The 24,828-nt window shown below is 62.7% G+C and carries 22 protein-coding genes; 10 read left to right on the forward strand and 12 right to left on the reverse strand.

Annotation, left to right across the window (positions count from 1 at the left end; translation table 11 throughout):
- The first annotated feature begins 8 nt into the window (after nucleotides 1-8).
- Nucleotides 9-1,130 carry an ABC transporter ATP-binding protein gene (locus MQW23_RS04915; RefSeq protein ID WP_252106692.1) on the forward strand — a complete coding sequence of 374 codons (1,122 nt, stop codon included), beginning with the start codon at nucleotides 9-11 and terminating at the stop codon, nucleotides 1,128-1,130.
- Nucleotides 1,131-1,149: 19 nt separating this feature from the next.
- Here the strand turns inward: MQW23_RS04915 and MQW23_RS04920 are convergent, their stop codons facing one another.
- From MQW23_RS04920 to MQW23_RS04930, 3 genes are all read right to left on the reverse strand, one after another.
- On the reverse strand, nucleotides 1,150-2,175 hold the full coding sequence (locus MQW23_RS04920; RefSeq protein ID WP_252106693.1) for a YcjF family protein: 1,026 nt from the start codon (nucleotides 2,173-2,175) through the stop codon (nucleotides 1,150-1,152).
- Entirely contained in the window at nucleotides 2,172-3,560 is a 1,389-nt protein-coding gene (locus MQW23_RS04925; RefSeq protein ID WP_252106694.1) for a YcjX family GTP-binding protein, read from the reverse strand. Before MQW23_RS04925 ends, MQW23_RS04920 begins: the two co-directional genes overlap by 4 nt.
- 88 nt (nucleotides 3,561-3,648) lie before the next feature.
- Entirely contained in the window at nucleotides 3,649-4,521 is an 873-nt protein-coding gene (locus MQW23_RS04930) for a D-hexose-6-phosphate mutarotase (protein ID WP_252106695.1), read from the reverse strand.
- A gap of 197 nt (nucleotides 4,522-4,718) precedes the next feature.
- Here MQW23_RS04930 and MQW23_RS04935 point away from each other — a divergent pair, with 197 nt between their 5' ends.
- From MQW23_RS04935 to nikR, 5 genes are all read left to right on the forward strand, one after another.
- Nucleotides 4,719-4,961, forward strand: coding sequence for a GlsB/YeaQ/YmgE family stress response membrane protein (locus MQW23_RS04935; RefSeq protein ID WP_252106696.1), 243 nt, complete (start codon nucleotides 4,719-4,721; stop codon nucleotides 4,959-4,961).
- A gap of 210 nt (nucleotides 4,962-5,171) precedes the next feature.
- The gene (locus tag MQW23_RS04940; protein ID WP_252106697.1) at nucleotides 5,172-7,634 is read left to right on the forward strand and encodes a DUF1266 domain-containing protein; all 2,463 of its coding nucleotides are present in this window, start codon (nucleotides 5,172-5,174) and stop codon (nucleotides 7,632-7,634) included.
- Nucleotides 7,635-7,721: 87 nt separating this feature from the next.
- Nucleotides 7,722-8,351 (forward strand): C40 family peptidase, encoded by a 630-nt coding sequence (locus MQW23_RS04945; protein WP_286086815.1) that lies wholly within the window; start codon nucleotides 7,722-7,724, stop codon nucleotides 8,349-8,351.
- A gap of 61 nt (nucleotides 8,352-8,412) precedes the next feature.
- Nucleotides 8,413-9,603, forward strand: coding sequence for an MFS transporter (locus MQW23_RS04950; protein ID WP_252106698.1), 1,191 nt, complete (start codon nucleotides 8,413-8,415; stop codon nucleotides 9,601-9,603).
- Between the two features lie 10 nt (nucleotides 9,604-9,613).
- Complete coding sequence (nikR, locus tag MQW23_RS04955; protein WP_252106699.1) at nucleotides 9,614-10,015, forward strand: nickel-responsive transcriptional regulator NikR; 402 nt, start codon at nucleotides 9,614-9,616, stop codon at nucleotides 10,013-10,015.
- Between the two features lie 78 nt (nucleotides 10,016-10,093).
- Here the strand turns inward: nikR and MQW23_RS04960 are convergent, their stop codons facing one another.
- Nucleotides 10,094-10,576, reverse strand: a complete 483-nt coding sequence (locus MQW23_RS04960; RefSeq protein WP_252106700.1) for an FKBP-type peptidyl-prolyl cis-trans isomerase — start codon at nucleotides 10,574-10,576, stop codon at nucleotides 10,094-10,096.
- Nucleotides 10,577-10,757: 181 nt separating this feature from the next.
- Here MQW23_RS04960 and MQW23_RS04965 point away from each other — a divergent pair, with 181 nt between their 5' ends.
- On the forward strand, nucleotides 10,758-11,039 hold the full coding sequence (locus MQW23_RS04965; protein ID WP_252106701.1) for a hypothetical protein: 282 nt from the start codon (nucleotides 10,758-10,760) through the stop codon (nucleotides 11,037-11,039).
- 103 nt (nucleotides 11,040-11,142) lie between these two features.
- Here MQW23_RS04965 and MQW23_RS04970 read toward each other — a convergent pair whose 3' ends face one another.
- From MQW23_RS04970 to MQW23_RS05005, 8 genes are all read right to left on the reverse strand, one after another.
- Nucleotides 11,143-11,610, reverse strand: a complete 468-nt coding sequence (locus MQW23_RS04970; RefSeq protein WP_252106702.1) for an outer membrane lipoprotein — start codon at nucleotides 11,608-11,610, stop codon at nucleotides 11,143-11,145.
- A gap of 357 nt (nucleotides 11,611-11,967) precedes the next feature.
- A complete protein-coding gene (locus MQW23_RS04975; RefSeq protein WP_252106703.1) occupies nucleotides 11,968-13,563 on the reverse strand; it encodes an isocitrate lyase in 1,596 nt (531 codons plus the stop codon).
- A gap of 246 nt (nucleotides 13,564-13,809) precedes the next feature.
- On the reverse strand, nucleotides 13,810-14,985 hold the full coding sequence (locus tag MQW23_RS04980; RefSeq protein WP_252106704.1) for a cupin domain-containing protein: 1,176 nt from the start codon (nucleotides 14,983-14,985) through the stop codon (nucleotides 13,810-13,812).
- Nucleotides 14,986-15,010: 25 nt separating this feature from the next.
- Nucleotides 15,011-16,396: an adenylosuccinate lyase gene (purB, locus tag MQW23_RS04985; RefSeq protein WP_252106705.1), complete on the reverse strand. Its 1,386-nt coding sequence runs from the start codon at nucleotides 16,394-16,396 to the stop codon at nucleotides 15,011-15,013.
- Nucleotides 16,397-16,440: 44 nt separating this feature from the next.
- Entirely contained in the window at nucleotides 16,441-17,082 is a 642-nt protein-coding gene (hflD, locus tag MQW23_RS04990; RefSeq protein WP_252106706.1) for a high frequency lysogenization protein HflD, read from the reverse strand.
- Entirely contained in the window at nucleotides 17,079-18,203 is a 1,125-nt protein-coding gene (mnmA, locus tag MQW23_RS04995) for a tRNA 2-thiouridine(34) synthase MnmA (protein WP_252106707.1), read from the reverse strand. The genes hflD and mnmA overlap by 4 nt, the downstream gene beginning before the upstream one ends.
- A 70-nt stretch (nucleotides 18,204-18,273) precedes the next feature.
- Nucleotides 18,274-18,711 carry an NUDIX domain-containing protein gene (locus MQW23_RS05000; protein WP_252106708.1) on the reverse strand — a complete coding sequence of 146 codons (438 nt, stop codon included), beginning with the start codon at nucleotides 18,709-18,711 and terminating at the stop codon, nucleotides 18,274-18,276.
- The gene (locus MQW23_RS05005; protein WP_252106709.1) at nucleotides 18,708-19,358 is read right to left on the reverse strand and encodes a pseudouridine synthase; all 651 of its coding nucleotides are present in this window, start codon (nucleotides 19,356-19,358) and stop codon (nucleotides 18,708-18,710) included. Before MQW23_RS05005 ends, MQW23_RS05000 begins: the two co-directional genes overlap by 4 nt.
- Nucleotides 19,359-19,579: 221 nt before the next feature.
- Between MQW23_RS05005 and MQW23_RS05010 the strand changes: the two genes are divergently transcribed.
- From MQW23_RS05010 to clpA, 3 genes are all read left to right on the forward strand, one after another.
- The gene (locus MQW23_RS05010; protein ID WP_252106710.1) at nucleotides 19,580-21,814 is read left to right on the forward strand and encodes an NADP-dependent isocitrate dehydrogenase; all 2,235 of its coding nucleotides are present in this window, start codon (nucleotides 19,580-19,582) and stop codon (nucleotides 21,812-21,814) included.
- Between the two features lie 216 nt (nucleotides 21,815-22,030).
- Complete coding sequence (gene clpS, locus MQW23_RS05015; RefSeq protein WP_252106711.1) at nucleotides 22,031-22,354, forward strand: ATP-dependent Clp protease adapter ClpS; 324 nt, start codon at nucleotides 22,031-22,033, stop codon at nucleotides 22,352-22,354.
- A 170-nt stretch (nucleotides 22,355-22,524) separates the two neighbouring features.
- Nucleotides 22,525-24,801 (forward strand): ATP-dependent Clp protease ATP-binding subunit ClpA, encoded by a 2,277-nt coding sequence (gene clpA, locus MQW23_RS05020; RefSeq protein WP_252106712.1) that lies wholly within the window; start codon nucleotides 22,525-22,527, stop codon nucleotides 24,799-24,801.
- Nucleotides 24,802-24,828 lie beyond the last annotated feature (27 nt).

Below are 24,828 nucleotides of genomic sequence, written 5' to 3' on the forward strand. Positions count from 1 at the left end.
AGCAATTTATGGCAGCGCTTGAAATCGATCAGGTACGCAAGGAGTTCGGCCGCGAGCGGGTGCTCAAGGACGTGAGCCTTTCCATCGAGTCCGGCCAGTTTCTGATTCTGGTGGGGCCGTCCGGCTGCGGCAAGTCGACCCTCATGAACGCCATCGCCGGGCTCGAGCCGGTCACCAGCGGGCACATTCGCATCGACGGTGAGGACGTGACCGGGCGTACCCCCGCCGAGCGGGATATCGCCATGGTGTTCCAGTCCTACGCGCTCTACCCGAGCATGACGGTGCGCCAGAACATCAGCTTCGGTCTCGAGATGCGCAAGGTGCCCAAGGCCGAGCGCATTGAGGCGGTGGAGCGGGTCGCGGATCTTTTGCAGATCTCGCACCTTCTGGAGCGTAAGCCCGCCCAGCTCTCCGGCGGGCAGCGCCAGCGGGTGGCGATGGGCCGAGCGTTGGCGCGCGAGCCCAAGGTGTATCTGTTCGACGAGCCGCTGTCGAATCTGGACGCCAAGCTGCGTGTCGACATGCGCACCGAGATCAAGAAGCTCCACCAGCGCCTGGGCACGACCATCGTTTACGTGACCCACGACCAGGTCGAGGCGATGACGCTGGCGGACAAGATCGCGGTGATGCGCGACGGTCATATTCTCCAGCTGGGCTCGCCGGACGAGGTCTACAACGATCCGGTAGACATGTTCGTCGCGGGCTTTATGGGCTCGCCCTCGATGAACTTCATTCGCGCCACGCTCGAACAAAGTGACGGCGGGGTTCAACTGCGTATCGAAACCCCGAGCGAGGAGAGCCTGACGCTCCCCTGGCCCGCGGCGCGAACCACCGAGGCGCTTACCGAGCGGATCGGCAAAACGGTGATTCTTGGCCTGCGCCCGGAGCACTTTAGCGAGGAGGACGCGCGCCTCGGCGCCCAGGCGGAGGGTACGCCAATGACGGCGACGGTCAGCGTGGTCGAGCCGACCGGGGCGGATATCCTGCTGCGCCTGCCGCTGGGCGAAGAGGAGATCACCGCCCGAGTCGGCCCCAAGTGCGCCGTCGCCCCGGGGGATCGGCTGGCGCTGCGGGTCGACATGAGCCGGGCGGTCATGTTCGACGCCAACAGCGAACAGCGCATTGCCTGACGCGCTCTTCGGTCTTGTGTTAGCGGTCAGCGCGCGGGGCAGGCTCCTTGTCGGCCCGTTTGAGCTGGCGCCACAGCGACTGGCGCAGATCGGAGAGTTTGGGCTGCTCTTCGGGCGTGAACGCCAGCGGCCGGCACAGGCGCTGGGCGCGAAGGCCGAGGCGAGCGCTCAAGAGCCCGGTGGCCAAGCCCTGACCTGCGCGAGTCGAAAGCCTGGCAGTCAAGTCGAGCGAGAGCATGTCCATGCTGACATCAGAAGCAAGCTCGGTGGCGCCGGCGAAGGCCATGTTGTGCAGGACGTTGCGAAAAAGCCGCAGGCGACTGGCGTAGCCAAGCTCGAGCCCGTAGAGCCTACAGAGCCGGTCGACCATGGCGAGGCTTCGCCAGGCGACCAGCGCCATGTCTACCAGCGTGAGCGGGCTGATCGCCACCATCAGCGCCGTCTCGCCGGACATGCGCGTGATCAGCTGCTGCGCGCGGCGATCCCGGGGCGCGAGCAGGTGGTAGCAAAGCAGCGTTTGCACCTCCACGCCGCTGTGGTGCGGCTGGCAGGCGCGCGTGAACGCCTGCCAGTGCGGGTCGTCGTCACTGAGCTTGAGCTGGACTTTCAGCTTCTCGGCAAGCGCCTTTGACTGCTCGAAGGAGCAGTGGGGGAGCGTGGCGAGCTCTTCGCGTAAACGATCGTGACGCTTGAGGCGTTTCAGCCGGCCAAGCTCCTTGACCAGCGACGCGCCGCCGAGCGTGATCAGCCCCAAGCCAAACGCCTGCCAGGCCACGCTTAGCCAGGCCGAGCCCTCGATGGCGTCGGGAATGCCGGTGGCGAACTCGGCGGCCCCCAATCCGCCTGCACCGATCAGCGCGAACATCAGCCCCCAGCGGCGCTTGCGCGGCGCGCCCAGATGAGCCTCTGGCAGGGCGCGGGCCTCGGGCTCGGTCAACGGCTGGTCTTCGCGCAGCGGGTCGAAACGTTCGTGGGTGCGCAGCGGCTCATCATCCAGGGGCGTGTCGTCGAGGTTGAACTGGCGGCGTGGGTTGGGGGTCGTCATTGCAGCTTGTCTCCAATCAGCCAGTCGAGGGCGGCGTCCATGCGGATATGATCGAGCGCATCGGTGTCGCGGCTCATCGGGCGAAAGCTTGGGTAGTCGAAGCCCTGGCCCTGCCAGAACTCGGCGGTGGGCAGCCGGCTCGGCACATCGCCCGGGTAGAGCAGCACCTCCTCGCCCTCCAGGGTCGTGCCTCTCAGCGCCGGGGTGCGTTTGCCGTTTTCCTGCACCTCGCGGGTCTGAGTGGCGCGAATGGCGGCCAGCGAAAATGCCTTGACCGGCACGTTGGCGTAGCGCAGATCCTTCAAGGGCTCGGCCAAAAGACTCTCGAGAAGCGTGACCACGTTGGCGTGCTGGTCCGGCGTAACGTGGTCCGCCTTGGTCGCGGCGATCGCGAGCCGGTCGATTTTCGGCGCGAACATCCGCGTGAGCAGGCTGCGCTTGCCGTAGTTGAAGCTCTGCATCAGTTGGCCCAGCGCCTGTGATAAATCCTCGAAGCGCTCGGGCCCGGCGTTGAGCGCGCCCAAGACGTCGACCAGCACGATCTGGCGGTCAAAGCGGCGAAAGTGATCGCGGTAGAAGGGGCGTACCACCTGCTGCTGGTAATAGCGAAAGCGCGCCTTGAGCGTGGCGTAAAGGCTTTCCTCTGGCAGCGCGTCCAGGGTTTCCTGGGACTGGGTCAAATCCGGCAGCGGGAAGAACTGTAACACCGGCGCGTCCTCGAGCTCGCCGGGCAGCAAAAACCGCCCCGGCTGGAGATCCGAAAAGCCCGCCTGTTTGGCCCGCTTGAGCCCGTCGGCGTACTGCTTCGAGATGCTGGCAAGGGTGGTTTCGTCCACCGGCTTGGCCGGGTCGAGCGCCTCTACTGATGCATGCCACTCATTGAATAGCGCCCGGCGGTGTGGGCCCTGGTGCTGCGCCTGGGCCTGACACCAGCTGTAGAAGTCGTGCTGCAGAAGCGGCAGGTCCAGAAGCCACTCGCCGGGGTAGTCGAACAGATCCAGCGTCAGCTTCGCGGTTTCCGGCGTGAACCAGCCGCTTTGCGCCGGCTTGAAGCGAAGCTCAAGGCGTAGTTCGCTGATACCGCGCGTAGGCGCCGGCCAGCACGGCGGCGTGTCGTCGAGTGCCGCCATACCCGGATCGTAAGGAAAGCGCGGTACGCCCAGGTCCGGCTGGTTGAGCCGCTTGGCGCCGAGTAGCCGCCCTTCGCGGGCGGCGGGCAGCAGGTCGAGTTTGGCCTCGAGGCCCGCGTGGCGCAGTTGGTTGACCAGTGAGGTCAAAAACGCCGTTTTGCCGGCTTGGGAGAGCCCCGTAACGGCAAGTCTTAGCTGGCGGTCGCGGCCGCGCTCCAACAGGTTGTTGAGCTCCCGACTTAACGGCTGGGGCATGCGTGTTGTTCCTTGCGGTGAACGCTCAAAAGGTGATGCTTCCAAGCTTAGCAAAGCGCTGATTAACCGGCGATTAACGCCGCCACGGTTAGTCCAAACTCAGCGTCGTGCCTAACAGATGCTGCGCGCCGGGCACCAGCCACACCGGGTCGAGGCGGGTGTTGGCGGCTTCCACACAAACAAAGCGAAAGCCGGCATCCAGCGGCGTGTCCGCAGGCAGCGCATCGCCCGGGTGCCATACCACGGTGGAGTCGCTCGACTGCTTCGCCACGCGCAGGGTGCGCTCGCCGTCACTCAGCGCGACTGCCTCGTTGGTGTGGTAGATGCGATCGACCGGGCCTTGTACGGCGAGCACGCCCTGCTGCTCGGCTTCGGCGAAGTCCTTGAGCTTGTCCAGGTAACGCGCCCCGGCCAGGCCTTCGAGGCGGCACTGGTGGGTATGCGCCACGCCGAGATAAGTGTGCAGCGCGCCGCTCATCTTCACCGGCGTCTCACCGATGTTCTCGCTGATCAGCTCGACGTTCAGGCGCTGGGCGTTGGCCTGAATGAACACCCGCGCGGTGAGCAGGCTGTGCAGGCGCTCAAGCGGAGAGAGGTGTACCTCAATACCTTCGGCGTGCTCATCTACCGCGTCGAGTCGCCATTGCGCCTGGCGGGCCAAGCCGTGAAAAGGGCCGTCGCGCTCTGGAGACTCGTCGGCGTAGCGCTCGTCGGCGAACCAGGGCCAGCACAGCGGAATGCCACCGCGAATGGTGTCGGGAAGCGCCGAAGGCGTCGGCGTGACCCAGAGCCAAGCGGCGCTATCGCCTTTGGGTTTGAAGTGCAGGACCTGGGCGCCTTGCAGGCTCACGATCATCTCGCCCCACGCCATGTTGAAGACGACGACCTCGCGGTCTTGCCACCGGGCGTTGGACTGACCGTCGACGTCGTCGACGAGCGTTTGCAGCGAATCGGGGATCATGGGCGTTCCTTTTGGAGAATGGACAGTGGTAGTGGAGAGCGGGCAGTGGGCAGATGAGCAAGCCGGTCTCGAGCCGTCACTAGGCCTAAGTCGCCTTGCACATAAACCAGGCGCATCTCGGTGACTGTGTGCTATGTTAGGACAAGCGCGCCCGGTAGGTAAAACCGGCGCCTATATCGAAAAACCAGGGAGGTATTATGGGCTTTTTAGCGTGGCTTATCATTGGTGGTCTGGCTGGCTGGATTGCCGGCAACATCATGCGCGGTGGCGGCTTCGGCATCATCGCTAACATTGGCGTCGGAATTGTAGGCGCGGTGATCGGCGGCTTTTTGTTCAGCCTGTTGGGGCTTTCCGCCGGCGGCTTCATCGGCTCGCTGGTCACCGCGACCGTAGGTGCCGTCGTGCTCTTGTGGGTCATTAGCAAGGTGCGCAAGGCGTAAGCCTAAATAGAGCCGGGTAACGGGCTGCAAAAGCGACGCCCGTTTCACCCGGCCAGACGCGTTCAAACGTTTAAAACACCGCCCCGGAGCCTCTCCGGGGCGGTGTTTTTGTTCAAACCCTCAAGCGCGCTATCGGCCTGGCCAGGAGTTTCCGTTACACTAGGGCGCTTTGTGCCGGCGCGTTGCCGAGTGTCGTTTTCGAGGTGTCTTTTGTCCGATGCATTAACCGCCTGGTGGGCCCAGCAGCTCTTGCTGTGCGATGGGTTATCTACCGCGCATCCTCTAGCGCTGGATAGCGTACAAGCCGAAAAACGGCTCAAGGCACTGGGTATTTCCCACCGCGGCGAGCTGGTGGAGAAGTTTTTGCACGGGCTGGGGGCGGTAAGCGCTCCGGCGCATCATCTGCTGGGCGCGCTCGAATGGAGCGCGCTGGCTGGCGCCGCCGGCTGGATTACCCAGGCGCAGGCCGGCACCTGGGCGCACCACACCATGCGCCGCATTGGGGGCGAATATCACGACCTGCGCAGCTGGCTGATCGATCTGCGCTCGGCGCTTGACGGTCACATTTCCAAACGCGCCCATGAGCGCTTTCTGGATGCCTGCCAAACGCTGACCCAACGCGAAAGCGAGGCCGACGCGGTGAGCTGGGAAGCGTTCGAAGAGGCGCTTGCAAAGGCGCCGGCCCCGGACGCACTCTGGCCTCAAGAGCCGTGCGCTCGGCCCTGGCGGCTCGGCGCGCTGTTTCATCCGGTGATGTGCTACCCGGCCACCCCCGGTGACTGGCCCGAGGCGCGCCAGTGGCTCTCGCGGGTGTGGCAGGTTGACGATCGTGACCAGCTTCTCGGCGTGGTGCTCTGGCTCAGCGCTCAGGGCGATCGCCAGCGCTGGGATATCGAAGCCCGCGAGCTGCTCGAAATGGACAAGGCGCAGCGCCTGGAGTGGCAGCGCGGCGCCGACGACGACTCCGCCTACGCGCCGGTTCTGGTGCAGTTCGTCAGCCAGAACGAGCCCTTCGACTGGGCCGGCTGGGACTGGTTGCGCATCGTCGAGCTCGCTTGGGCCGGGGCCTGTAGCGGGCTGTTAAGCCAGGCCGAAGCGGATGACATCGCCGCCCACAGCGCCGATTTGATCCAACAGCGCTACGCCGACTGGCCGACACTGCTCGCCGCCTACCGGCGTGGCCAGAGCCTGTTCGAGGGCATCGACCGGCGTGATATGACGCCAAGCGCCCACGCCACGCTGCTGCTCAAGGCGGCCTGTAGCCCTTGGGAGATCGCGCCCAACGCGCTGCTCGACAGCGCCACCCAAACCGCCTCGCGCGCGCGCATCAAGGGCTGGCGCGCCAGCGGCCACCACTGGCTGCTGGCGCTGGCGAGCGTGCGCGAGCCCGATGCGCTGCTGCGCCAGGTCGACCCGGGCGCCTTCATGGGCGAAAAGCGTCGCGCCGATGCCGCGCTCTATTTGCAGGACGCGCTGTCGCTGCACGCCGACGAGGGGGCAGGGGCGCTGGAGCGCTACTGGCTGCCCGCCCAGGCGCACCATTTGAACCAGCTCGCCGCCGACGCCGTGCACGGCGTCATGCCGCCGGCACAAACCGTCTTTGGCCGCCCGAGCGTCGACGACGCCCGTCAGCTTCAAAGCCTCAAGGGCGTCAGCCGCCATGCCGCCACCATTCACATGGCCGAGAAGTTCGCCTTCTATCTTTACATGGCGTTTGATAGCCACCTGTTCGAAAGCAAGGCGCTGACCGAGTACGCCGACGCACTCAAGAGCTGCCTGTGCCGCTTTTACCCCTCGCCCAAACACCTGCTGGAAGCCTGGTTCGCCTGGGAAGGGTGTTTGCCGGAACCCGAGCACGACTCGCTGATCGGCGAGATCGCCTGGCACCTGGGCGACCCGGGCAGCCTTTTCTACTGGCTGGACTGGCACCCGGGGAGCTGGCGCGAGCCCGGCGAGCGGCCAAGCCTTACCCACTTCACCGCCATGGCGCTGGTCGGCCCGCTCAATAGCGCCGTGTGGAGCGAGCCTCAGATCGAGAGTGAGCGCGAAAAGGCTTCGATACGCGAGTGGGTCGACACTCACTATCACCTGGCGAGCGCCGCCGACATGCAGGATTTTCTCGGCTTCATGCTCGAGTCCGGCGACCGTCAGGAGTACCAGATCAACTACGCGCCCTATACCTTGAACCCGGAGCGGCTCAAAAGCGAAATCGCCATTCTGGAGTCCGGCGAGTGCGTGGAGGAGGAGCGCCACCACCTTCTGCGCCTGCGCCGGGTGCGTGACAACGAGGATGGCTGCAACGACGTCGACATGGCGGCCTGGGACATCGCGCAGCTCATGGACCTGGCGATCGCCGGGCGCCAGCTGGGGTGGCTCGACCGGGACGCCTTCGACCGCACGCTGGACCGTGCCTACCAGCTTGCCGATACCCACTACGCGGGCTGGCAGGAGTATGCCGCGGGCATGTACGCCGGCTTCTCTTTTTTCATGGGCGAAACCCCGGAGCGCGAGGAGTTTCTGGCGGGCTTTCGCCAGGCCATGGTCGCTTGGCTCAGCGGCGCGCCGATTCTCGCCGGCCCCTGGACGAGCCTGGATTTTCCCGGCACCCGCCCACGCCACTTCGCGCCGCTACACATCGACACGCTCCCGGGCGATCAGCGGATATTACATTGAGGCTCGCCAAAGGGGCTGTAATTGGCTTATAGTCCTTGGCTAGAAAAAAAGCTTGGTTTCGGGTCATTAATTCAAGGGGTTGTTTGCATGGTTTCGTTGCCACACTGGTCTGTGACAGCTGCCCGTGTAGTGGGCGCTTGCGTGATTTTTTCCTTGTTAGCAGGGTGTGCCGGTTCCCAATCACATCAGGGCGTGGAGCCCCCGGACGACTACTTTGCCATGTCGCTTCCCGGGCTTAAAAACGGCTCGAACGCGCAAATGTCGCCCGTCGACAATACCCTGAACCCGCTAAGCAGTTTCCAGACTCCTCCACCAATGATGATCAAGAACGCGCTGCTCGCCCAGCACGAGCGATGGTCCGGAACCCCTTACCGGATTGGCGGCACCACCCAGCGCGGGGTGGACTGCTCCGGCTTCGTTCGAAACATTTATCGCGATGCGTTCAACCGGGATCTTCCAAGATCCACCACCGATCAGGTCCACGAGGGACGCTTGATCGACCGCCAGGAGCTTCAGGCGGGCGATCTGGTCTTCTTCCGACCCCCCGGCCCCTATAACCACGTTGGCATCTACATGGGCGACGGCTACTTCATGCACGCGTCCTCCTCCCAGGGCGTGATCATTTCGAGCATGCAAAACAGCTACTGGCAGCGCTACTATTGGCAATCGCGCCGCGCGCTGGAGCCTACGCATCTGGCAAGTTTGGGCGGTTTCTAATTTTTTTGAAGATGGATGAAGCGGTGGCCTGGGCCAAAACGTTTTCGTTGCCGGACGTGCCATGATCGAGGCGAAAACCCGCGCCTGGTGGCGCGCCACGGCGGCGCTCTGCCTGGGCTCCTTTCTCGTTTTCATCAATCTCTACGTGCCCCAGCCGCTGCTGCCGGCGCTCAAGACGACTTTTGAGGTCTCCACCCTTGGCGTAAGCCTTCTGATGTCCGCCGCGACCCTGTCGCTGGCTTTTGCGCTGCTGGTTTTCGGGCCGCTGTCGGACGCGATCGGCCGCGAGACGATCATGCGCGTGACGCTGGTGGCCGCCGGAGCGCTGTCGCTGCTGCTGGCCGTGGCGCCCAATTTCGAGACGTTACTGCTGCTAAGGCTCGTTCAAGGCTTCGTGCTCGGCGGGCTGCCGGCGGTGGCCATCGCCTGGATGGGCGACGAGTTCGATAGGCCTGCGCTTCTGAGCGCCGTGGGGCTTTATATCGGCGCCAACTCCCTGGGCGGCATTAGCGGGCGCGTGGTCGGCGGCTTCGCTGCAACACTTGGCGGCGAGTCCGCGGCATTTTTGACGGTCGGGACGATGACGCTACTGGGCTGTCTGCTCTTTTGGCGGCTTTTACCCAATAGCCACGCGTTCGCGCCCAAACCCTTCAAGCTTCGCCAGGCGCTGCGGGATTTGGCCGGCCATCTTCGCACGCCGGTGCTGCTGGCCGCCTACGCGCTGGGAGGGCTCAACTTTCTGGTGTTCATCAACCAGTACAGCTACATCACCTTTCGCCTGGCGGCGCCGCCTTATCAGCTCGCCGCGGGCGCGCTGGGGCTGATCTTTTTGACCTATCTGGGCGGCACCTTCGGCTCGACGGTGTCGGGGCGGTTGGCGCAGCGCTTTTCGCCGGCGCGCTGCATGGGGGCGGGTATTCTTATTTTGATGCTGGGCACCGCGGTGACGCTCTCATCGCCGCTGTGGCTAGTGATTCTAGGCCTATTGATCAACGCCTTCGGCTTTTTTCTTTGCCACTCGCTGGCCTCAGGCTGGGTAGGGCGCTACGCTCAGGGCGCGCGCGGCAGCGCCTCGGCGCTTTATCTGGTGTTTTACTACCTGGGGGCGAGTGTTGGCGGGTTCTGGCTCGAGCCTTTTTGGCGCTGGTCGCAGTGGCCTGGTGTGGCGGTTGGCTCCTGGCTGCTGCTCGGTGTCACCTTTTTCATTGCGCTCGGCCTTTGCCGGTTCGAGCGGCGCGAACGTCAGCGATAGAGAGGCTTTTATGCAGCGAGTAACGCTCACTCTGGACGACGACCTGGTCCGGGACGTGGATGCGCTGATGCACGCGCGGGGCTATCAGAACCGCTCCGAGGCGATTCGCGACTTGGCGCGCAGCGGGCTCAATCGGCTCAAGACCGAGGCGGCGCCGGAGGCGACCTACATGGGCGCGCTCGTCTATGTCTATGATCACGGCGCCCGCGAGCTTTCAAAGCGCCTGACGCGCCACTCCCACGACCACCATGATCTGACGCTCTCGACGCTTCACGTACACATCAATGCCGACAGCTGCCTGGAAGTGGCGCTTTTGAAAGGCAGCGGCCATGCGCTGCAGCAGTTTTCCGATGAAGTGACCTCGTCGCGCAGCGTGCGCCACGGCCAGCTGGTGCTGATCCCGGAAGCCTGAGGGCGGGTAGCTTTAAGTAGACGCAAAAAGGGCGGCCCTAGGGCCGCCCTTTACGCTTTCGAGTCAGGTGCGAAGAGCTTAGTGCTCGACGCCGCCTTCGCCGTGCACGTGACCGTGCTCGACTTCTTCCTGGCTCGCTTCACGAACGTTGGCGATTTCAACGTCGAAGTTCAGGTGCTGGCCAGCCAGCGGGTGGTTGCCGTCGACAACGACCGTGTCACCTTCGACTTGCTTGACGGTGACCATCAGCGGACCGCCTTCAGTCTGGGCCTGGAACTGCATGCCCGGCTCGACGCTTTCAACGCCTTGGAAGGCGTCACGCGGCACTTCCTGCATCAGCTGCTCTTGAACTTCACCGTAACCCTCTTCCGGGGTTACCTTGACGTTCAGCTTTTCGCCTTCGTTACGGCCTTCAAGCTCTTTTTCGAGGCCCGGGATGATGTTGCCAGCGCCGTGTAGATAGGTCAGCGGCTCGCGGCCTTCAGAACTGTCTAGCACTTCACCTGCATCGTTGGTCAGGGTGTAGTGGAACGCGACAACCGAGTTCTGCGCAATTTGCATTGAATAACCTTTCGGTGAGTGCATGTACCACAATGGTAACGTGTGTGAGCCCGCTTGTCAGGGGGCGCGAAGCGGTTTTTCAACGCTTCGAACAAGGATCGGTCTTGCGTGTCAAATAGCCCGGCGATACTCTAAGCCTCACTTTTTCGCGCTTCTTCAAACCGTTTTTCCGGGAGCTTTTATGACCACCGTCATGATTTTATGGGTTATTGCCTTTGTTCTGATTGCCTATTTCGCCTACAAGGGGTGGGATAACGGCGTCAGCGAAGGGCTCGATAAGGTGCTACCCGCCGCCTTGAAAAGCCGTGGCGAGAGCCGCTACGTCTGGATCGTCGCGCTGGCCGTGCTCGGCGCGACCGCGCTGATCAACCCGGTCGAGATTCTGCTGGTCGCCATTTTGCTCGCGCTGATTGGGCTTGCCGTGATGAAGCTGGCCAACTGGGCGAGCGGCCTGTCGCACTAATCTCGGCACGCTACATCGATTCCGGCGCAGAGCTCAAGCGCCAATGCAAAAGCCCGGCCATTGGCCGGGCTTTTGCTATCCAGAACGTACGCTGGAGAAGCGCTTAGTAGGGCGCCACGCTCATATTGCCGCCACTACCGATCAGGCGTACCCGCTGGCCGGCCTGGAACTGATGGTCGGCGCGCTGAACCACCACGACATCGCTGCCGTCGTCGCGGCGAATTTCCATTTCCAGTGCGCTAACGCGGTTGGCGCGATCCTCAATGGAGCTACCGGCCACGGAGCCGCCGAGCGCGCCGGCCACGGTCGCCAATTGACGGCCGCTGCCGCCACCCACTTGGCTGCCCAGCAGGCCACCGATGATGGCGCCGCCGCCGGTGCCCAGAAGGCCCCCTGCGCGGCTGTCAGCCTGGATTTGAACCGGGCGAATGGCGACGATGGTGCCGTAGCTCACGCTCTGACCGGTCTGGGCCTGGTTACCACGGTATACATCGCCGGAGTAAGGCGCGGTGTTCGCACATCCGGCCAGGGTTAAAAGGCTCAGGGCGGCAACGGGTAACAGTCGTTTCATGTAAAACCTCCAGTTCTCTCAGCGCGAGCGGCTGTTTTAAGCGTCACGGTTATCAAACAGTGTTCGTTAAAGATAACCAAAGTCATAGGCTTTGACTACCCAAGGGTCAAAAAGGTCACTGAGCTTTAAAAAGGTCACATTTGGCGCTTGGGTAGGCAAATCGAGCAAATAGCGTGCAGCGACCGTGCACGAGGGCCGCGACCCTCATTCGTTCGACCGACGCGACGTTACAAGCGCGGTAACGCGTTGAGACTTTAGTCAACGCCGGCGTTTTGTGCAAGAGCTGTATAAGGTAAGTGCTTCAACGTAAGCGGCGCGCCGCAGGCGGGTGCCCGGGCGCGCCGCTGGGTAAGCGCCTTAGAACTGATTCATTGTGTTGTCCTTACCGCCGGCCTTGAGCGCTGCATCGCCGTGGAAGAACTCCTTGTGGTCGTCGCCGATGTTCGAGCCGGCCATGTCCTGGTGTTTGACCGTAGCAATCCCTTGGCGAATCTCCTGGCGCTGGACGCCGGCGACGTAGGCGAGCATGCCTTCCTCGCCGAAGTAGCCCTTCGCCAAATTGTCGGTGGAGAGCGCCGCCGTGTGGTAGGTGGGCAGGGTGATCAGGTGGTGGAACACGTGGGCATCCTTGGCGGCACTGCGCTGAAAGTCACGCGTCCAGTCGTCGGCCAGCCGGCCAAGCTCGGTGGCGTCATACTCAGCGCTCATCAGCTTGTCGCGCTCATAGGCAGAGACGTCCTTGCCCTCTTTTTGCCAGGCATCGAACACCTGCTGGCGGAAGTTGAGCGTCCAGTTGAACGACGGCGAGTTGTTGTAGACGAGCTTGGCATCCGGCACCACGTCGCGGATGCGGTCGACCATGGCCGCAATCTGGCCGACGTGGGGCTTCTCGGTTTCGATCCAGAGAAGATCGGCGCCGTTTTGGAGGCTGGTGATGCAGTCGAGCACCACGCGATCCTCGCCGCTGCCGGGCTTGAACTGGTAAAGCCCCGAGACCAATCGCTTGGGTTTGACCAGCTTGCCGCCTTGCTTGATGACCACATCGCCGTTTTGAATCTCCTCGGCGCTTGCGATCTCGTCGCCATCGAGAAAGGCGTTGTATTGATCGCCCAGATCGCCCGGCGTGTGGGTCACGGCGATCTTTTGCGTGAGGCCAGCGCCGAGCGAGTCAGTGCGGGCAACGATCACGCCGTCGTCCACGCCGAGCTCCAGAAACGCATAGCGCACGGCGTTGATCTTGGCGAGGAAGTCTTCGTGGGGCACGGTGACCTTGCCGTCCTGGTGGCCGCACTGCTTCTCGTCGGAGACCTGGTTTTCCAGTTGAATGCAGCAGGCGCCGGCGAGGATGAATTTCTTTGCCAGCAGATAGGTGGCCTCGGCGTTGCCAAAGCCGGCGTCGATATCGGCGATGATCGGCACGATGTGGGTTTCATGCTCGTCGATCTGGCGGGTCAGCGTCTCGATTTGGCCCCGGTCATCCGCCGCTTTGGCGTCGTCGAGCCGGCGGAACAGGTGGTTGAGCTCCCAGGCGTCGGCCTGTTTCAAGAAGGTGTAGAGCTCTTCGATCAGCGCCGCCACGGAGGTCTTTTCGTGCATCGACTGATCCGGCAGTGGGCCAAACTCGGAGCGTAGCGCGGCGACCATCCAGCCGGACAGGTAGAGGTAGCGCCGCTTAGTGGAACCGAAGTGCTTCTTGATCGCGATCATCTTCTGTTGGCCGATGAAGCCGTGCCAGCAGCCCAGCGACTGGGTGTACTGCGCGTGGTCCTGATCGAACGCCGCCATGTCGGCACGCATGATGGAAGCGGTGTAGCGGGCGATGTCCAGACCGGTGTGAAAGCGGTTCTGGGCGCGCATTCGCGCGGCGTACTCGGGCTTGATGGCGTTCCACTTGCCGCCTTGGGCTTCCTTGAGCTGAGCCATTGCCTTGATGTCGTCGAGAAGTCCTGTCATGTCGCACTCTCCGGTCGTGTTCGCAGTCGGCCCCTGGGCCGCGTTTCCCGCGCCAGTCGGGGCGGGTGTGCCTTTACTATCGACAAGGTGATGCAGCGCAGCAATTGACACTTCGGGGCAGGTGTCGTCGTAGTTAAACGACACGGCATTACGCGAACGGCGCGACTGGGTCGTTTTTTTTCACCATCCATAAAAAAAGCGCCGCTGGGAGGCGGCGCTATGGGCGTGGCGGCTGTGACATCGACGCTACTCGTCGTCGTCATCCATGAAGGCGAGGCTTCCCGCATTGACCAGGTAGGTGAGCACCGCTGCGGCGCCCTCGAGCTCGAGAACGTCGGCGTACAACGGGGCCGGGTCCGCGATGCGCCGCGCCAGGGGCTCGGTACAGGGCAGGCCGTCGCCGTCGGCGAACAGCGTGGTCACCCCGGCCTCGGTGCGCCAGGCGATGCGCGAGCCGGGCATGTGGAAAAGCGGCTCGCCGGCGTGTAGTTGCGCGACAAGGTCTTCTTCACCGAGCGGCTCCTCCAGCGGCATGACCTGATCCATATACTTTGGTTGAGTCATGGCCCGGCCGAACCACTGGGCGAGCTCTTTGGGCTGGTCCAGCGTCGAGAGGATGAAGTGGCGCATCCGCTCGATGGCGGCGTCGTCGAGCTCGCCGGTATGCTCGGCAGGCGCCATGCCGGCGTCGCTGTAGCGCTGCGAGCCGGGCAGCTGCTCGCCCAGGTAATCGGCGAACGAGGTGATCGCCTCGTCCGCGGAGAGCGCGCGAAAGCCGACCGAGTACGTCATGCAGTTGTCGGTCTGGCTCACGCCGTGATGCGCCCAGCCCGGCGGCAGGTAGAGCATGTCGCCCGGGTTCAGCGTCCAGTCGGAATCCGGCTCGATCTCGAAGGTCTCGAGAATCTTGAGATCGATACCCTGGATGATCGGCGCATCGTCCGGCTGCTTTCCGCCCAGCTGCCAGCGGCGCTGGCCGCGCCCTTGGAGCAGAAATACGTCGTATTGATCGACGTGGGGGCCGACGCTGCCGCCGGGCGGGGCGTAGCTCACCATGATGTCGTCCAGGCGCCAGCCGGGCAGAAAGTCGAACTCTTTCATCAGCGCGGCGACGTCGGGAACGTAGTGATCCACCGCTTGAACCAGCAGGCTCCAGTGGCTTGCCGGCAGACGCTCGAAGGTGGCGTCATCGAAGGGCCCGGCACTGACCTGCCAGGGGCCGTCCGGGCCTTCCTCCTCGACTAGCCGCGCCTCGACGCCGGGCTCGCAGGCAAGGCCTGCCAGCTCGTCCGGGTCCAGGGGACTGACGAAATCCGGAATCGCGCCACGGATCAACAGCGGTTTTTGCTGCCAGTAACTTTTTAAAAACTCTTCCGGCGTCAGATCGCCCAGAAGGGTTAGCGGCTCGTTTGGGTTACTCATGGCGAACTCCTGGTGAGTCGGCGCGTTATAGCGCTTCAAGACGCTGGGGCAGCGCTTCGGCTTGGGCGCGAGCGTTGCCGATGTAGCTTGCCGGCGAAAGCGCCTTCAGCTCCTGTTTGACCTCGGCGGGCAGTTCCAGCGTGTCGATGAACGCGGCAAAGCCCGCCTGGTCGATACGCTTGCCGCGGGTCAGCTCCTTAAGCTTCTCGTAGGGCTTTTCGATCCCATAGCGGCGCATGACGGTTTGGATCGGCTCGGCCAGCACTTCCCAGCTGTTGTCCAGATCCTCGGCCAGGCGCGTCGGGTTGGCCTCGAGTTTGCCGATGCCCTTCAGGCTCGCATGGTAGCCGATCAGCGCGTAGGCCAGGCCCACGCCGAGGTTTCGAAGCACCGTGGAGTCGGTCAGATCGCGCTGCCAGCGCGAGATCGGAAGCTTCTGGGCGAGGTGGCTCAACACCGCGTTGGCCAGGCCCAAATTGCCCTCGGAGTTTTCGAAGTCGATCGGGTTGACCTTGTGCGGCATGGTGGAGGAGCCGATTTCGCCTTCCACGGTGCGCTGCTTGAAGTAGCCCAGCGAAATGTAGCCCCACACGTCGCGGTCGAAGTCGATCAGGATGGTGTTGAAACGCGCGATCGCATCGAACAGCTCGGCGATGTAGTCGTGCGGCTCGATTTGGGTGGTGTAGGGGTTGAAGCGAAGCCCCAGCCCTTCGACGAACGTGCGCGCGTTGGCTTCCCAGTCGATCTCCGGGTAGGTCGTCAGGTGGGCGTTATAGTTGCCTACCGCGCCGTTGATCTTGCCCAGCACCTCGACGGCTTCGATCTGCTTGAGCTGGCGCTTCAAGCGATAGGCGACGTTGGCCATCTCCTTGCCAAGCGTAGTCGGGCTTGCGGTCTGGCCGTGGGTGCGCGAGAGCATCGGCTGGGCCGCGTGCTCCACGGCGAGCGCGGCGATATCGTCGGCGACCTTGTGCAGCGTCGGCAGCATGGCATTCAAACCATCGACCAGCATGACGCCGTAGGAGAGGTTGTTGATGTCTTCACTGGTGCAGGCAAAGTGAATGAACTCGGTTACCGCGTGAAGCTCCTCGCTGTCCTCAATCTTCTCCTTGAGGAAGTACTCGACCGCCTTGACGTCGTGGTTGGTGGTGCGCTCGATCTCCTTGATCCGCTCGGCGTCGGCCACCGAGAACTCGCTGATCAGCGTTTCCAGAAACGCGGTGGCATCATCAGAGAGCGGGCTGACCTCGGTGATGCCCTCGTGTTCGGCCAGACGCTGCAGCCAGCGCACCTCGACGATCACACGGGCGCGGATCAGGCCGAATTCGCTGAAGTGTTCCCTGAGCGCGGCGGCCTTGTCGGCGTAGCGGCCATCGACGGGGGAGAGGGCGGTCAAAGCGGTGAGTTGCATGGCAAGGTTTCCAAAAATAACGGGGGATCGTGGGGGCCAGAGGCCTAATTGAAACTATCGAGGGCGCGGCGCAGCGCCTTGCGCTGAAACACCAGCTTCCAGCGGCGCCCGCCCTGCTGATGCCACAAGAGCGCAAAGCGAATGCCGCTCATCAGGCACGCCCGCACGCGCTCGGGCATCATGCGAGTCTGCAAAAGCGTCGGGTCGCCCTGTACGACGATGCGCGTTTTGAACGTCGAAAGCGTCTGTTGGTAGGCTTCGCCCAGGCTTGCGATCACGTTTTCGTGGGTCGGGCCGAAGTGCTCCGCCTGATGCTGGGCGTGGGCGAGCTTCTCGCCGAGAGCATCCATCATCGCGGTGTCGCTGCGCAGCTTGTTCATCAGCATCAGCATGGAGAAGCCGTAGCGCAGCACCACCGGGTTGGCCTGCTTGCGCCCGGAAAGTGCTTCGAGGGTCTCGAGACCGCGGCGCAGATTGTTGGGGTGACCGCCATAGATCGCCTCGAAGCTGGCCGGGTTGGTATCGAGCGTGGCGTTGATCAGCGTCTCCCAGGCGCGGGTGTCGACCTGGCCGGTACGGGCCAGCTCATCGACCAGACTCGCTGCCTGGAAAACGCCGGCCAGCGCCAGCGTTTGACGCGCGGAAGGGGAGTCCGGGGCGCGATGGATCGGCGTGGTCGGGCTCATGCGGCGACCTCGGCGGTGTTCCAGGTCGCGCTGATCACGCCGCCCCCCAGGCAAACGTCACCGTCGTAGAGTACCAGCGACTGGCCCGGGGTGACCGCCCACTGCGGGTCATCGAAAACGACCTCGACGCCGCCATCGGGAAGGCTGCGAACGACGCAGGGGCAGTCGCTCTGGCGGTAGCGCGTTTTCGCCGTAAAGCGACCCTCGGCGACCGGCGCCTTGCCGGCGACCCAATCCATCGCCTCGGTGGAGAGCGCGTTGGTATAAAGGTGCTCGTCGGTTTTGCCCTGGACGACCTGGAGCACGTTGCGATCGAGATCCTTGCCCGCCACGTACCAAGGCTCCTCGGAGTAGTTGGCCAGCCCCCCGATTCCCAGGCCCTGGCGCTGGCCCAGGGTGTAGTACATCAAGCCCATGTGCTCGCCGATGACATCGCCACTGAGCGTTTCGATTCGGCCTGGCTGGGCGGGCAGGTACTGCTGTAAGAAGTCCTTGAAGCGGCGCTCACCGATAAAACAGATACCGGTAGAGTCTTTCTTCTTCGCCGTGATGAGATCGAACTCTTCGGCAAGCGCGCGCACGGCGGACTTTTCGAGCTCACCCACGGGGAAGAGGGTTTTGGCGATCGCGGCTTCCGGTACGGCGTGCAGAAAGTAGCTCTGATCCTTGTTGGTATCGAGCCCCTTTAAAAGCCGCGGGCGGCCGTCGCGCTCGCCGCGGCGCACGTAGTGGCCGGTGGCGATCAGCTCGGCGCCGAGCATTTTGGCGTAGTCGAGGAAGACCTTGAACTTGATTTCCCTGTTACACAGGATGTCCGGGTTCGGCGTGCGCCCGGCCTTGTACTCCTCGAGAAAGTGCTCGAAAACGTTGTCCCAGTACTCCGCGGCGAAGTTGGCGGTATGCAGTTTGATACCGAGTTTGTCGCACACGGCTTGGGCGTCGGCCAGGTCCTCTTTCGCGGTGCAGTACTCGGTGCCGTCGTCTTCGTCCCAGTTCTTCATGAACAGGCCTTCGACCTCATAGCCCTGTTGCAACAGCAAAAGCGCCGAGACCGACGAGTCGACGCCGCCGGACATGCCGACGATCACCTTGCCGTTCGACGTGCTTGGTGTGGATGTCATTGCCATCCTCGTAAAGTGGTATGCAGTTGGGAACGATTATACACGATGCGGCCCAGGCGCTTCGAGTGGTTCACTCGCGGATCACGCAAAGGGGGTAGTGGCGCCCGGCGAGCGCGTCCTCGAGGCGCTTGAGCACCAGCGGGCTGCGTAGCCGGCCGTCACGTCCGAGGGATTTGACCTCTTCGAGCGTGAGCCAGTGCGTGGCGTGGATGTCGGTGTCCAGCGGCGTGCTGAGCCACTTCTCTGGCGTGGCGATGAAGCCGTGGCTGTGAAAGGTTTTATCCTGGGTGTGGAACACCTCGAGGCCAAGGTAGTGGCTCAGGCGCACCCGCCAGGCGGTCTCTTCCTCGACCTCGCGCAAGATCGCCGCCATCGGGCCTTCGCCGGGCTCGATGTGCCCGGCCGGCTGGTTGAACAGCGTGTGCGGGCCACCGCGCTCCTCCTCGACCATCAGATAGCGCCCGTCGCGCTCTATAACGCAGGCGGCGGTGGTGTGAATGCGCTTCATGAGCGTGGCCCTCGACCTGGTTTCTGACCCGCACGGGGCGTTTGGCCTGGGCGTGGCTTCTTACCGGGGCGCTGTTTGCCGCCCTTCGCGGCGGGCTTTTGCGGCGCGTGCAGGGTTTCGGTGCGCCACTGGCCCGGGGCCAAAGCGTCGAGGCGCCAGTGGCCGATGGCCGCGCGAATCAGGCGCAGCGTGGGAAAGCCGACGTGGGCGGTCATACGCCGCACCTGGCGGTTTCGCCCCTCGGTGATGGTGAGCTCGATCCAACTGGTAATAGGGTGGCGCTTGGGTTCGATGGGTGGAATGCGCTCTGCTACCGCCGGGGCTTTGAGGCGCCGAGCCTTGGCCGGGCGGGTCGGGCCATCCTTTAGCGTCACCCCCGCCTTGAGCGCGGCGAGCGCCTTGTCGTCGATCTCGCCTTCGAGCTGAACCCAGTAGGTTTTGGGCTGCTTGTGGCGCGGATGGGTAATCTGGTGGATGAGCGCGCCGTCGTCACAAAGCAGCAGCAGTCCCTCGGAGTCGTAGTCGAGCCGACCCGCGGCGTAGACGCCAGGCACGTCGATCACGTCAGAGAGCGTGGCGCGCCCCTGGCTATCGGTGAACTGGGACAGCATTTTGTAGGGCTTGTGTAGAAGATAGAGCGTGCTCATCGGGCTCTCTTGAAGCGGGGTGAATTTGTCGACAATCACATAAAGGAGTAAAGTGCAGCGCTGAATTACACAAATACTAAACGTTATGATGACACTATCGTCATCGCGTCGCTTGCATGAAGCGCTTTGATTCGTGGCCAAGCGCCAAGCTTTATCCTGGCCCCGCACCATCGAGCCGCCCGGAAATTTTTAGTCACAGCGAGAAACGAGGTTAACGCACAATGTCCGAAACGCCGAAGATCATTTACACGCTCACCGATGAAGCCCCCGCGCTTGCAACGTATTCGCTGTTACCGATTGTCGATGCGTTTACCGACTCGGCGGGTATCGTCGTCGAAACCCGCGATATCTCTCTGGCGGCCCGCGTGCTGGCGCAGTTTCCCGATCGTTTGAGCGACGAACAGCGCGTAAGCGACGACCTGGCCGAGCTCGGCGAGCTTGCGACCACGCCGGAAGCCAACATCATCAAGCTGCCGAACATCAGCGCCTCCGGCCCGCAGCTCAAAGCGACCATCAAGGAGCTGCAGGGTCAGGGCTTCGATCTTCCGAACTACCCGGACGAGCCGCAAAACGACGAAGAGAAGGCCATCAAGGCGGCGTATGACAAGGCCAAGGGGAGCGCGGTCAACCCGGTGCTGCGCGAAGGCAACTCGGATCGTCGTGCGCCGAAGTCGGTCAAGAACTACGCGCGCAAGTACCCGCACCGCATGGGCGAGTGGAGCAAGGACTCCGACTCCCACGTGGCGCACATGTCGGAAGGCGACTTCTACGGCAGCGAGCAGTCCGCGATCATCGAAGCCGCCGGCACGCTCAAGATCGAGCTCAAGCAAAAAGACGGCACTAGCACCGTATTGAAAGAAGGCCTAACGGTGAAGGAAGGCGAAGTGGTCGACGGCGCCTTCATGAGCAGCCGCAAGCTGCGTAACTTCATCGACAGCGAAATCAAGGATGCCAAAAAGCGCGGCATCCTTTTCTCGCTGCACTTGAAAGCCACCATGATGAAGGTATCCGACCCGATCATGTTCGGTATCGTGGTCGAGGAGTTCTACAAGGACGTGCTCGACAAGCACAAGGATGCCTTGAAGCTAGCTGGTTTCAACCCGGCGTCTGGCCTTGGTGATCTTTACAGCTCGATCGAGAAACTGCCTTCCGAGCAGAGTGAGGCGATCAAATCCGACATCGAGGCGCTCTACAAGGAGCGCCCGCCGATGGCGATGGTCAACTCGCACAAGGGCATCACCAACCTGCACGTGCCTAGTGACGTGATCATCGACGCCTCCATGCCCGCCATGATTCGCGATTCCGGTAAGATGTGGAACGCAAACGACGAGCTGCAGGACACCAAGGCGGTGATTCCGGATCGCTGCTACGCCACGATCTACCAGAGCGTGATCGAGGACTGTAAGAAAAACGGCGCCTTCGATCCGACCACCATGGGCAGCGTGCCCAACGTCGGCCTAATGGCGCAGAAAGCCGAAGAGTACGGCTCGCACGACAAGACCTTCCACATTCCCGCGGACGGCACCGTGGTGGTGAGCGATGCCAATGGCCAGACACTATTCAGCCACGACGTGGAAGCCGGTGACATCTGGCGCATGTGCCAGACCAAGGACGCGCCGATTAAGGACTGGGTCAAGCTTGCGGTCAACCGCGCGCGCGAAAGCGGCTCGCCGGCGATCTTCTGGCTCGACGCCAACCGCGCTCACGACGCGAAGCTGATCGAGAAGGTCGAGACCTACCTCAAAGAGCACGATACCGACGGTCTGGATATTCGCATTCTGGCGCCGGTCGAGGCGATGGAACTGTCGCTGGAGCGTATCCGTAAGGGTGAGGACACCATCTCGGTCACCGGCAACGTGCTGCGCGACTACCTGACCGACCTATTCCCGATTATGGAGCTTGGCACCAGCGCCAAGATGCTCTCGATCGTACCGCTGATGAACGGCGGCGGCCTGTTCGAAACCGGTGCCGGCGGCTCCGCGCCGAAGCACGTCGAGCAGCTGGTCGAAGAGAACCACCTGCGCTGGGATTCGCTCGGCGAGTTTTTGGCCTTGGCCGCCTCGCTCGAGCATCTGGGCTCCACCTTCGACAACCAGCGAGCCACGGTGCTAGCGAGTGCGCTGGACGAAGCCAACGGCAAGTTCCTGGACAGCAACAAGTCGCCGTCGCGCAAGACCGGCGAAATCGACAACCGCGGCAGCCACTTCTATCTGGCGCTGTACTGGGCCGAGGCGCTCGCCGCTCAGGACCAGGACGCAGAGCTTAAAGAGCTCTTCACCAAGCTTGCCAAAACTCTGCGCGACAACGAGTCCACCATCATGGACGAACTCAACGGCGCGCAGGGCAAGGCGGTCGAGCTCAAGGGCTACTTCCATCCGGATCGTGAGCTTGCTAGCAAGGCCATGCGTCCGAGCCAGACCTTCAACGAAGCGCTGGCGCTGGTCGCCAAGGGCTAACGCTCGCTTTAAGGTACACACCCTCGTCCGCTCGGCGGGCGGGGGTTTTTTGTGCGACTCAGTGTGATAATTTTGTCTTTTCCATGAACCCTTGCTGCGCATGGGCGTCTTAAAGCAAGCCTGCTTGCCACATCATCCGCCTGTCAGCACAGAGACGATACGCAACGCTTTATGCCCAATCTTGAGAATCCTTGCCTGAACGCTTTGGTGTCAGGCATGACACGCTCGGCGTCGACCGAGCACGACGACGACCTGGACGTACAGACGTCAGAGCCCGAACTCGCCCAGCCGCCGCTGTATAAAGTAGTGCTTCACAACGATGACTACACGCCGATGGAGTTCGTCATCGAAATACTCCAAGGCTTTTTCAATATGGATAACGAAAAAGCCGTGGAGATCATGCTGGCCGTGCACACCCAGGGCAAAGGGACCTGCGGTATTTTTACTCGCGACATCGCCGAGACGAAAAGCCATCAGGTCAACGAATACGCCCGCGAATGCGAGCATCCGCTCATGAGCGATATCGAAGCTGCCGATTGAGACAACCCCGGACAACGCGTGAAAGCGCCCCGGTAAACGTTGAAAAAAAGTGGCAGTGGGGCTTGCAAGCGGGGCATTTGTACCCGATGTTGAAAGTGCCGGTCGATTAAACTGATCCGACGCAAGTCCCGGGTGAATACGCCCCGGGGAGTAGCGAAAAGGGGACTGCCATGCTGAGCAAAGAACTTGAACTGACCCTGAACACGGCCTTTACCGTGGCTCGCTCAAAGCGCCACGAGTTTATGACCGTCGAGCACCTGCTTTTAGCGCTTCTGGATAACGCTTCCGCCGTCGATGTGCTGAAAGCGTGCGGGGCCAATCTCGACAAGCTGCGGTCCGATCTGCAGGATTTCATCAATTCGACCACGCCACTGATTCCCGAAGGCCAGAGCGAGCGCGAAACGCAGCCGACGCTTGGCTTTCAACGCGTGCTTCAGCGCGCGGTTTTTCACGTACAGTCATCGGGTAAAAGCGAAGTCAGCGGTGCCAACGTGCTCGTGGCCATCTTCTCCGAGCAGGAGAGCCAGGCCGTCTACTTCCTGAAACAGCAAAACGTGGCGCGGGTCGACGCCGTCAACTACATCGCCCACGGCATTTCCAAGGTATCCGGTCACAATTCATCGAATACATCTTCTCAGCAGGAGGGTGACGATGTGGAAGAAGCCAGTGCCGAAGGCGGCGCACACCCGCTGACCGGCTACGCCACCAACCTCAACGAGCAGGCGCGCCTTGGCAAGATCGACCCGCTGATCGGGCGTGATCACGAGCTCGAGCGCGTGGTACAGATTCTCGCCCGCCGGCGCAAGAACAACCCGCTTTTGGTCGGTGAAGCTGGCGTGGGCAAGACCGCGATCGCCGAAGGCTTGGCCAAGCGCATCGTCGAAGAAGACGTGCCGGACGTCATCGCCGACGCCGTGGTCTACTCACTCGACATGGGCGCGCTGCTCGCCGGTACCAAGTACCGTGGCGATTTCGAGAAGCGTCTGAAAAGCCTTCTGGGTGAGCTCAAAAAGCAGCCCAACTCGATTCTCTTCATCGACGAGATTCATACCGTAATCGGCGCGGGCGCCGCGTCCGGCGGCGTGATGGACGCCTCGAACCTGTTGAAGCCGCTACTCTCTTCCGGGGAACTACGCTGCATCGGTTCGACCACGTTCCAGGAGTTTCGCGGTATCTTCGAGAAGGACCGTGCGCTTGCTCGGCGCTTCCAGAAGGTGGATGTGCCGGCGCCCTCGGTCGATGACACCATTAAGATTCTCAAGGGGCTGCGCTCGCGCTTCGAAGAGCATCACGAGCTCAAGTACACCGACGGGGCGCTTGAGAGCGCTGCGCGCCTGGCGGATCGCTACATCAACGACCGCCATCTGCCGGACAAGGCGATCGACGTGATCGACGAGGCGGGTGCGCATCAGCGCATGCTGCCCTCCGAGATGCGGGTCGACACCATCGACGTCGAGCAGGTCGAAGCGGTGGTGGCTTCCATCGCGCGGATTCCGCCCAAGAGCGTCTCCAGCTCCGATCGCAAGCTGCTCGAAAAGCTCGACCGCGATCTCAAGATGCTGGTGTTTGGGCAGGATGAGGCGATCGACTCGTTATCCGCGGCCATCAAGCTGTCGCGTGCCGGTTTGAAATCGCCGGACAAGCCGGTAGGCAGCTTCCTGTTCGCCGGCCCCACGGGTGTGGGCAAGACCGAGGTCGCCAAGCAGCTCTCGCATATCATGGGGATCGATCTGGTGCGCTTCGATATGTCCGAGTACATGGAGCGTCACACGGTATCACGCCTGATCGGCGCGCCGCCTGGGTACGTCGGCTACGACCAGGGCGGCCTGTTGACCGAGGCGGTCAACAAGCAGCCGCACTGCGTGCTGCTGCTCGACGAGATCGAAAAGGCGCACCCGGAAGTCTTCAACCTGCTGCTGCAGGTAATGGATCACGGCCGCCTGACCGATAACAACGGCCGTGAGGCGGACTTCCGCCACGTGATTCTGATCATGACCTCCAACGCCGGTGCCGAGCAGGCGTCGCGCCGCTCGATCGGTTTCCAGACTCAGGATCACACCACGGACGCTATGGAGGTCATCCGCCGCACATTCTCACCGGAATTCCGCAACCGCCTGGACGGTATCATCCAGTTCAGCGCGCTGCCGATGACCGTGGTACGCAACGTGGTCGACAAGTTCCTGATCGAGCTTCAGGCTCAACTCGACGAGAAACGCGTTCAGCTCGACGTGGACGACTCGGCCCGCGACTGGCTGGCGGACAAGGGCTACGACCCGGACATGGGCGCACGCCCGATGGCGCGCCTGATTCAGGAAAAGCTGAAAAAGCCGCTGGCCGAGATGATTCTCTTTGGCGAGCTGGCCGAGCACGGCGGTACGGTGCATGTCAGCCTGGAAGAGGGCGAGCTTTCGCTTTCGACCGAAGCCGAGATGGCCGACGCCCCGTAACGGTCAACGCGTAAGGCTCAACCGCAT

Origin of the sequence: Halomonas sp. S3-1-1, assembly GCF_023757625.1 — a bacterium.
In the GTDB taxonomy this organism is placed as follows: domain Bacteria; phylum Pseudomonadota; class Gammaproteobacteria; order Pseudomonadales; family Halomonadaceae; genus Vreelandella.

Bases quoted from the DNA above. Each gene is read 5' to 3' on its own strand.
- MQW23_RS04925 (WP_252106694.1), bottom strand. From the start codon at position 3,560: ATGCCCCAGCCGTTAAGTCGGGAGCTCAACAACCTGTTGGAGCGCGGC.
- hflD (WP_252106706.1), bottom strand. From the start codon at position 17,082: ATGAGCCCGACCACGCCGATCCATCGCGCCCCGGACTCCCCTTCCGCG.
- MQW23_RS05000 (WP_252106708.1), bottom strand. From the start codon at position 18,711: ATGAAGCGCATTCACACCACCGCCGCCTGCGTTATAGAGCGCGACGGG.
- nikR (WP_252106699.1), top strand. From the start codon at position 9,614: ATGCAGCGAGTAACGCTCACTCTGGACGACGACCTGGTCCGGGACGTG.
- MQW23_RS04915 (WP_252106692.1), top strand. From the start codon at position 9: ATGGCAGCGCTTGAAATCGATCAGGTACGCAAGGAGTTCGGCCGCGAG.
- MQW23_RS04945 (WP_286086815.1), top strand. From the start codon at position 7,722: ATGGTTTCGTTGCCACACTGGTCTGTGACAGCTGCCCGTGTAGTGGGC.
- clpS (WP_252106711.1), top strand. From the start codon at position 22,031: ATGACACGCTCGGCGTCGACCGAGCACGACGACGACCTGGACGTACAG.
- MQW23_RS04935 (WP_252106696.1), top strand. From the start codon at position 4,719: ATGGGCTTTTTAGCGTGGCTTATCATTGGTGGTCTGGCTGGCTGGATT.
- MQW23_RS04970 (WP_252106702.1), bottom strand. From the start codon at position 11,610: ATGAAACGACTGTTACCCGTTGCCGCCCTGAGCCTTTTAACCCTGGCC.
- clpA (WP_252106712.1), top strand. From the start codon at position 22,525: ATGCTGAGCAAAGAACTTGAACTGACCCTGAACACGGCCTTTACCGTG.
- MQW23_RS04980 (WP_252106704.1), bottom strand. From the start codon at position 14,985: ATGAGTAACCCAAACGAGCCGCTAACCCTTCTGGGCGATCTGACGCCG.
- MQW23_RS04920 (WP_252106693.1), bottom strand. From the start codon at position 2,175: ATGACGACCCCCAACCCACGCCGCCAGTTCAACCTCGACGACACGCCC.
- MQW23_RS04975 (WP_252106703.1), bottom strand. From the start codon at position 13,563: ATGACAGGACTTCTCGACGACATCAAGGCAATGGCTCAGCTCAAGGAA.
- MQW23_RS04965 (WP_252106701.1), top strand. From the start codon at position 10,758: ATGACCACCGTCATGATTTTATGGGTTATTGCCTTTGTTCTGATTGCC.
- purB (WP_252106705.1), bottom strand. From the start codon at position 16,396: ATGCAACTCACCGCTTTGACCGCCCTCTCCCCCGTCGATGGCCGCTAC.
- MQW23_RS05005 (WP_252106709.1), bottom strand. From the start codon at position 19,358: ATGAGCACGCTCTATCTTCTACACAAGCCCTACAAAATGCTGTCCCAG.
- MQW23_RS04930 (WP_252106695.1), bottom strand. From the start codon at position 4,521: ATGATCCCCGATTCGCTGCAAACGCTCGTCGACGACGTCGACGGTCAG.
- MQW23_RS04950 (WP_252106698.1), top strand. From the start codon at position 8,413: ATGATCGAGGCGAAAACCCGCGCCTGGTGGCGCGCCACGGCGGCGCTC.
- MQW23_RS05010 (WP_252106710.1), top strand. From the start codon at position 19,580: ATGTCCGAAACGCCGAAGATCATTTACACGCTCACCGATGAAGCCCCC.
- mnmA (WP_252106707.1), bottom strand. From the start codon at position 18,203: ATGACATCCACACCAAGCACGTCGAACGGCAAGGTGATCGTCGGCATG.
- MQW23_RS04960 (WP_252106700.1), bottom strand. From the start codon at position 10,576: ATGCAAATTGCGCAGAACTCGGTTGTCGCGTTCCACTACACCCTGACC.